This window comes from Embleya scabrispora DSM 41855 (genome assembly GCF_000372745.1).
In the GTDB taxonomy this organism is placed as follows: Bacteria; Actinomycetota; Actinomycetes; order Streptomycetales; family Streptomycetaceae; genus Embleya; species Embleya scabrispora.
Genome location: NZ_KB889606.1, coordinates 1 through 7,235 on the forward strand (window position 1 = coordinate 1; position 7,235 = coordinate 7,235).

Here is a 7,235-nt window from a genome sequence, read left to right on the forward strand (position 1 = left end):
AGCCGGTGGGCGTCGTCGCCGGTGGCGAGGATCCTGGTCTTGGGCCGGGTGGGTTCTTGCCCAGACGGACCGGACGGCCGTAGCGGCGCCCCCAGTCCTCGTCGACCAGGCCGACAAGCAGATGCCCGGCCGTGCGTGCCACCTGATCATCGGGCATGCTCGGGCTGTTCCGAAGGCCGAATCAGTTCGAGGTGTCTTCGGAAGTTCGGCAGCCCCTTGCGACGCCGATGCCGTCGACGCCAGGCCGGGGTCATCCCGGTGTCCCAGATCCGCGAGAAATGCCGGTCCAGGACGGAGAGATGGACGTTGGCCAACAGTGGTGATACGACTCCCCCTTGCGGAGTTCCGGTGAGGGACTCCGCGAATCCACCCCTGCAATTCGACAACTCCGGCCCGCAGAAACGCGCTGACCAGCCGCAGAACCTTGCGATCCTTGACGCGCTCGGCCACCAGATCCATCAGGACGTGGTGATCGACGTTGTCGAAGCAAGCCTTGATGTCGCCCTCGACGACCCACTCGTAGTTCGACGGCCTGCTGGTGAGGTGGTGGATTTCGGCAATGGCATCCTGAGCCCGACGACCAGGCCGATACCCGTAACTGGACGGGTGGAAATCGACCTCGAAAATCGGCTCCGGGACCAGCTTGAGGGCCATCTGCGCAACCCGGTCGCGCAGAGCCGGGATACCCAGGTAACGAACCTTGCCGTTCTTCTTGGGAATCACCGCCCGCTTGACCGGAAGCGCCCTGAAGGACCCGTCCTTGAGCGAAGAGCGAAGCTCCTCCAGGAACGGAAACACCCCATGGCGTTCCTCGACGTGAAAACGGGTCACCCCATCCACGCCCGCCGTCCTGGCACCCCGGTTGCCGGACACCCGCTCCCAGGCCACCGACAACGTGGCCTGATCACAGATCAAGTTGAATACATCATCGAACCGGCAATCCCGTTCGCTCCTTGCCCATCGGTGCAGCTTGAGCTGGTGGTCGAGTACCCGCCGCTCGGCCGAAATACCGCTGGGCCAAGATATCGACGGCGCGTCGTTGTTCAACAACGTTCCTCCCCGACGGCAGTTCCGCTGCCATCACGCTGTCGCCCGATATTGCCTGATAGGCAAATCATTTGACCATGAGGCAGGCGCCCGCCTATATCTGGTCAGGACACGCCGCCCTCCGGGTACGGCCGGGGCGTCGCCCCTCACCGTCGGGCTCCAGTGGTGTGCTCCGTCTCGATGGCTCCCTTCGCCTGCCCGACGCCTACCGCTTAGGAGAACCTGCCGTGAGCCGAACCCGCATACTCGTCGACGCCGACTGGGTCGAAGCCAGCCTCGACGAGCCCGGCGTCGTTCTCGTCGAGGTCGACGAGGACACCGCCGCCTACGACAAGAACCACATCCGCGGCGCCTTGCGCATCGACTGGCGCCAGGACCTCCAGGACCCGGTCCGCCGCGACTTCGTGGACCAGGCCGGCTTCGAGGCGCTGCTCTCGGCCAACGGCATCGCACGCGAGGACACCGTTGTGCTGTACGGCGGCAACAACAACTGGTTCGCCGCCTTCGCGTACTGGTACTTCAAGGTCTACGGCCACCAGGACGTGCGGCTTCTCGACGGCGGACGCAAGAAGTGGGAGCTCGACGGCCGTGAGCTCGTCTCCGAGGCCGTCTCCCGCCCAGCCACCGTCTACACCGCCTCGGCCCCGGACCATTCGTTGCGCGCCCTGCGCGACGAGGTGCTCAAGTCGATCGGTTCGCAGAACCTGGTCGATGTCCGCTCCCCCGAGGAGTTCTCCGGTGCGCTCAGCGCCCCGGCCCACCTGATCCAGGAGGCGGCCCTCCAGCGCGGTCACATCCCCACGGCGGTCAACCTTCCGTGGTCCAAGGCGGCCAACGACGACGGCACGTTCAAGTCCGACGAGGAACTTGCCGCCCTGTACGCAGCGGTGGACACCGAGCGCGACACCATCGTGTACTGCCGCATCGGCGAGCGCAGCGCGCACACCTGGTTCGTCCTGAGCGAGATCCTCGGTCTGCCAGGCGTCAGGAACTACGACGGATCGTGGGCCGAGTACGGCTCCCTGGTCGGTGTTCCGATCACCCTGCCCACCGCCGAATAGCGCCGATCAGGCGGCCCCTGCCCGAGTCGCCGCATCCGATGCCGAAGGAGTGACACACATGGTCGACCTGCCGATATCCCAGCCGCCCGGGCCGCGGGCCCTCATCACGGGCGTTTCAGGCGACCTTGGCCTGGTGTCCGTCCGCTCGCCCGGGACGGCGCGTTCATCGTCGGCGCCTCACCTGTGGTCGGCCGGACCCCGGGAACCATCCTGATCGCCCTGGCCGACATCGCCGAGGCACACGGGGCACGGCGCGTACGCACCACACCCCACCACGCGTGGGAGGACCCCACCACCGACTGGGCCGGCGGGGGTGAGACCGAGGAGTGGGACAACGAAGGCAGGGACAACGATCGGCCTGTTCGCGTTCGGAGCGGGCGGCCCGTGCACTCGGCACTGTCGGCGCGTGCGGTCGCATCGATGGACGACGAGGCGATCTACGGCCCCGTCGTCCACCGCCTGGAACTCGCCGCTGCGCCCGTATGGGCCTGATCGCCCGGCCGAGGGTGGTGGTCGTCGAGATCACCGATCCGGAGGCCCAGGAGCCGGCGGCGGCCACCGGCAGCGAACTCAACCGAGGCCCTCGACCGGCGCAGCATCGACGAGGTCGAGCAGTACCGGGCCGCGCGCCTGGTCGCGCTGCAGACCGCCGTCCTGCGCGCCGCCGCCGACGACGACCTCGACACCATGATCGCCTACCACTCCCGCATGCTGGAGGCCCAGGCCTGGCGCAGACATCACCGCCCCCGGCTCGGCAACCCGGGCAACGAATCGGCGGCCCGCCCGATGGGGAGGACGGCGACAGTCCCGACAACCAGGACACCGGCGAGGGTGACGACCCCGGCACGGCCACCTCGAACGAAGGGTTCGGGTTCTCCGACGCACAGGCGGAGGCCCCGAAAACGGTGAATCCCGCTCCACCCTCGACCGGCACCCCCATGCGGACACGACGGAACAGCCCCGGCCGGTGACCACCCGGCAGGGCCGGCAGCACTTCACGACCACACCGCCCCGGCACCACCCGAGCCCGGCGCCCCGCCACGCAGCCGGGAAGAACGTCCGGCCCACCACTGCGCGTTCGCGGGCGTCCGCACCCCGGCCAAGACATCGTAGCCACCAGCGTGCGCACACTGATGATCCCGGGACCGCCGGCAACAGACCACCACCCGCCCGGCTTTGATCGTCACCGGCCCCGCCGCGGCCGGGAAGACCACGGCCCTGCTCCACGTCGGACGCGCCTGCCACCTCGCCCACACCCGCCGCGCGCCGGCGCTGCCCAGGCGACACCCGACGCGACGGGCCGTTCGCTGGGCGCGGGCAACGCGTGGGGCGGGTGCGAGGTTCGACAAAGTGTCGTCGCCTCAACGAGAACGCAGCACTGTCTCAGAAGATGGCCGCACCGCAGGTCAACGCGACTCGCACGATCTACCAACTCGCCCCACATTGCAAGGGAACGATCGTTCTCCTATAGTGGCACTCAGAGAACGATCGTTCTCTGCCCGTGGGGCGGCTGCCCGGCCGACCCCGGTGTCACTGCGTAATCGCACGCACGAACACCGTGCCGTGGGGACACGGCACACCCGAAAGGAGACGACATGACGGACGAATTGCGCCCCCCATTCCCGCCGTTCACTCGGGAGACCGCCGTCGAGAAGGTCCGCCTGGCGGAAGACGGTTGGAACTCCCGCGACCCGGAGAAGGTCTCACTGGCCTACACCCCGGACTCGCATTGGCGGAACCGCGCCGAGTTCTCCGAAGGCCGCGACGAGATCGTCGCCCTCCTCACCCGCAAGTGGAAGCGGGAACTGGAGTACCGGCTCATCAAGGAACTGTGGGCCTTCGACGGCAACCGCATCGCCGTGCGCTTCGCCTACGAATGGCACGACGACTCGGGCAACTGGTTCCGCTCCTACGGCAACGAGAACTGGGAATTCGACGACAACGGACTGATGCACCACCGATACGCGTGCATCAACGACCTTCCCATCCAGGAATCGGAACGCAAGTACCACTGGCCGCTCGGACGCCGCCCCGACGACCATCCCGGCCTGAGCGACCTCGGTCTGTGACGGCTCGCCGCCGCGGCCCGAGGCCTCCCCCGACCGTCGGCGGTCGCCCGTCCGTCCACCGGGCGCGCGAGCGCCCGCCGACCGCCCCAAGGATTCGTGCCGCCGACGACGCCATGGCCGCCGCCCGGGCGGCGGCCGTGGTGCCTCCCTCGACAGAGCCGTACGGGCGAACGTCAGCTTCCACCGACCCTGCACAGTGCACGAGCGCCTGCTCCGACCTCCTCCCTCGACGGTTGCCGTGGTGGCCCGATCCTGCATGCAGCATCGCGAACTCTCCGCGGAGCCGGGCACCTTTTGTCGGGGCCTTCGCGCGTAGCCGAGCCCCGACAACCCGCTGCGTTTCACCGCGGCCCGGCCGATACCCCGCATCCCGCACAGGGCAGGGCCCGAGCGCCAACTGATCAGGCTCCTGGACAGGTTCCCAGCCACACCAGCGGAGATACCGCCGGGTACATGAGCGCTGATGTGTCCATCGGCGCCCCGACTGGCCCGACGCCGTACCGGCTGCTCTACGAGACCGTGGGTGGTCCGAGCCGCCGCTCGCCCGTCGCACATCGAGGCATCCGTGGGGCCGCCGTGGCCCCGGTGCCGACCCGCACGGTGGGGGGTGCGGCGGTTCGCGGCCGGCAGGCTCGACTGGAGGAAAGCGTCTCCGATCGACGTGGATTCGGTGGCGGCGAAGGTCTTGAGGCGGGTTCCGGTGTGGCGGGTCGCGGGTTCCGGTGTGGCGGGTCGCGGGTCTCGGCGTCGGTCCGATCCCCCCGACCCCGACGTCGCCGTGTCGGGGTCACGCTCCTCGCCGACCGGGCGCACCGGGATCGCGAAGCCGATGCGGTCGGTGCTCGCGTCGTCGATGCGTCGGGGGAACTCGCGGAGCCGAGCGTGGTGGCTCTTCCGCGGGGGCGGGCCGATGTGGACTTCATGAAGGACGAGGCGGTCGCGACAGACCACCCGTCGCCGTTGCCGGGCAGCCTCCGGGCCGCGCGCTGCTCAGGCGGAGCGGGCGTCGCCGTTCGCGGTGGCGTCGAGGAGGAGGCGGGCGGCGTCGCGGGCCTGGTGTGCGGGTTCGGGGCTGCCGATGATCGCGGCCGTGGTCATGGCGCCTTCGGCCAGCAGGGCCAGGTGGTCGGCCAGCGGGGTCGGCGCGTCGGCGGCCGTCGCCAGGTCGGCGAGGTACCGGAAGAATTCCTCCTTGTGTGCCCGGGCGGCCTCGGCGACGGCGGATTCGGTAGCGCCGAGTTCCCCAAAGGAGTTGACGAAGGCGCAGCCGCGGAAATCGGGCTCGGCGAACCAGTCGTGGAGCCAGTCGAAGACCGCCAGGATCCGTTCTTGCGGGTCGGTCCGGGCGTCGACGTACGCGGCCAGGCTTCGGCGCCACCGCACGTCGCGTCGCCGCAGGTACGCCTCCACCAGGTCCGCCTTGGACGGGTGGAGCCGGTAGAGCCGCTTGAGGGAGACGCCGGACGCGGTACGGATCTCGTCCATGCCAACGGCCTGGATGCCCCGGGCGTAGAACAGGGACTCGGCAGCGTCCAGGACCCGCAGCTCGGCGGTCTCGGAGTCGATCATTTCTCCCACCTTCTCCCTCTTGCCCTCTTGCCCTCTTGCACAGAGAACCATCGTTCTCCTACACTAGCAGCAAGATTTGAGAACGATCGTTCTCCTCGGGGGTCGGGACCGATAGGATCACGAGCCTCGCCATGTTCATCTCACCGAACGCAACACCGCCGGCCCAGACCGGAGGGCTTCGCCGCCGGACACGGGCAACGTCGCCACCCGACACTCCCCGATGCGCCACCACCGCCCTGCCGGCCCAGGAGTGCCGAGTCCCCGGCGTCCGTCGTTTCACCCGCGCCCTCCTGGCCTCCTGGGGTGTGACCGGAGACGACCTGGACTCCGCCGTCCTGATCGTCGGCGAACTGGCCGCCAACGCCGCCCGGCACGGCCACGCCGACATGGCCCTCGCCCTGGTCCTGACCGACCGCGTCCTGAGCGTCGAGATCGTCGACTCCGGCGAGCCGAACGGGCACCCCCACCCCCCATGCGCCGACGACGAACACGGCCGAGGCCTGGCCATCGTGGAACACCTCGCCGAAAGCATCGACATCCGAGAGGAACCGCGCCGCCACACCACACACGCCACCCTGCGCCTCGTGTGATTCGGACACGCGTCGAGCCGACCCCGCCCGACGCGAGGGAGCGGGCGCCGCGCGGTGTCCACCAGGGTGTCGGCCTCGTCGTCTTCCTCGAACCAGGCATCCATCGCCGACGACACCGGCCCGGGTCGGCGAGCCGCACTCGCCGAAGCAACGGATCGTCCGGCGCCCTTTCGATGTCGATGACGCCGTCGCCTCGGCCGACAGCGTCCTGCCCGTGATGCGAAACCGTGGAAACCCGAGGCTTGTAAACAAGCCGGGATACTCGCCCCCGGGGCCGGCGGTGGTCTGTGGCAACGATCACGTGTCGATGTCTCGGGGCTTCTCCTGACGCATTGCCCGTTGCGAGGCTTTCGGGTCCGGAGGGACGCTTGCGGCCTGTCGGATCACGCACCGTTCGACGATCAGCCGTGGATCAGGCGTCCGTCACACACGCCGTACCCATTTCGGCCGTACCTCTCCTGGAGGTGGGATGTCCACCCAGCAGCAGCCCCTCGATCGTGTCGAGGGCGACGTGGCCCTGCCGATCCCCGGCGAACAGGTCCACCGACTCAAGGCGAACTCCGTCGGGTTGGTCGGCGTCGTGTTCATGGCGGTCGCCACCGCCGCGCCGATCACCGCGATGACCGGCAACCTGCCGATCATCGCCGGGTCGGGCAACGGCGTCGGTGCCCCCGCCGCCTACATCTTCGCGACCCTGGTCCTGACCATCTTCTCGGTCGGGTACGTCGCGATGGCCAAGCACATCACCGCCGCCGGCGCGTTCTACGGCTTCATCTCCCACGGCCTCGGCCGCGTCGCGGGCATGGCCTCGGGCCTGCTGGCGGTCCTGGCGTACATCGTCTTCGAAGCATCGATCATCGGCTTCTTCGCCGCCTCGTTCAAGCAGCTCGCGAGCGACC

At 69.0% G+C, this 7,235-nt stretch carries 7 protein-coding genes and 1 pseudogene; 5 read left to right on the forward strand and 3 right to left on the reverse strand.

Annotated features, from left to right (window positions below; translation table 11 throughout):
* Positions 1-1,047: reverse transcriptase domain-containing protein (locus A3IC_RS64600; RefSeq protein ID WP_245599214.1), on the reverse strand; the 1,047-nt coding region annotated here is incomplete at its 3' end.
* Between the two features lie 227 nt (positions 1,048-1,274).
* Between A3IC_RS64600 and A3IC_RS0111005 the strand changes: the two genes are divergently transcribed.
* Positions 1,275-2,108: a sulfurtransferase gene (locus A3IC_RS0111005; protein ID WP_020550104.1), complete on the forward strand. Its 834-nt coding sequence runs from the start codon at positions 1,275-1,277 to the stop codon at positions 2,106-2,108.
* Between the two features lie 75 nt (positions 2,109-2,183).
* Positions 2,184-2,600 carry a hypothetical protein gene (locus A3IC_RS72460; protein ID WP_281174476.1) on the forward strand — a complete coding sequence of 139 codons (417 nt, stop codon included), beginning with the start codon at positions 2,184-2,186 and terminating at the stop codon, positions 2,598-2,600.
* 78 nt (positions 2,601-2,678) lie between these two features.
* On the opposite strand, the gene A3IC_RS72465 is transcribed toward A3IC_RS72460, so the two are convergent.
* Positions 2,679-2,810, reverse strand: coding sequence for a hypothetical protein (locus tag A3IC_RS72465; RefSeq protein WP_281174475.1), 132 nt, complete (start codon positions 2,808-2,810; stop codon positions 2,679-2,681).
* A gap of 893 nt (positions 2,811-3,703) precedes the next feature.
* Between A3IC_RS72465 and A3IC_RS0111020 the strand changes: the two genes are divergently transcribed.
* The gene (locus A3IC_RS0111020) at positions 3,704-4,177 is read left to right on the forward strand and encodes a nuclear transport factor 2 family protein (RefSeq protein ID WP_020550107.1); all 474 of its coding nucleotides are present in this window, start codon (positions 3,704-3,706) and stop codon (positions 4,175-4,177) included.
* A 990-nt stretch (positions 4,178-5,167) separates the two neighbouring features.
* Here A3IC_RS0111020 and A3IC_RS0111025 read toward each other — a convergent pair.
* Positions 5,168-5,746 (reverse strand): TetR/AcrR family transcriptional regulator, encoded by a 579-nt coding sequence (locus A3IC_RS0111025; RefSeq protein ID WP_020550108.1) that lies wholly within the window; start codon positions 5,744-5,746, stop codon positions 5,168-5,170.
* Between the two features lie 131 nt (positions 5,747-5,877).
* Here A3IC_RS0111025 and A3IC_RS0111030 point away from each other — a divergent pair, with 131 nt between their 5' ends.
* Positions 5,878-6,336, forward strand: coding sequence for an ATP-binding protein (locus A3IC_RS0111030; RefSeq protein ID WP_079026375.1), 459 nt, complete (start codon positions 5,878-5,880; stop codon positions 6,334-6,336).
* Between the two features lie 586 nt (positions 6,337-6,922).
* Positions 6,923-7,235 (forward strand): annotated as a pseudogene (locus A3IC_RS53695) (amino acid permease); the annotation flags it as partial.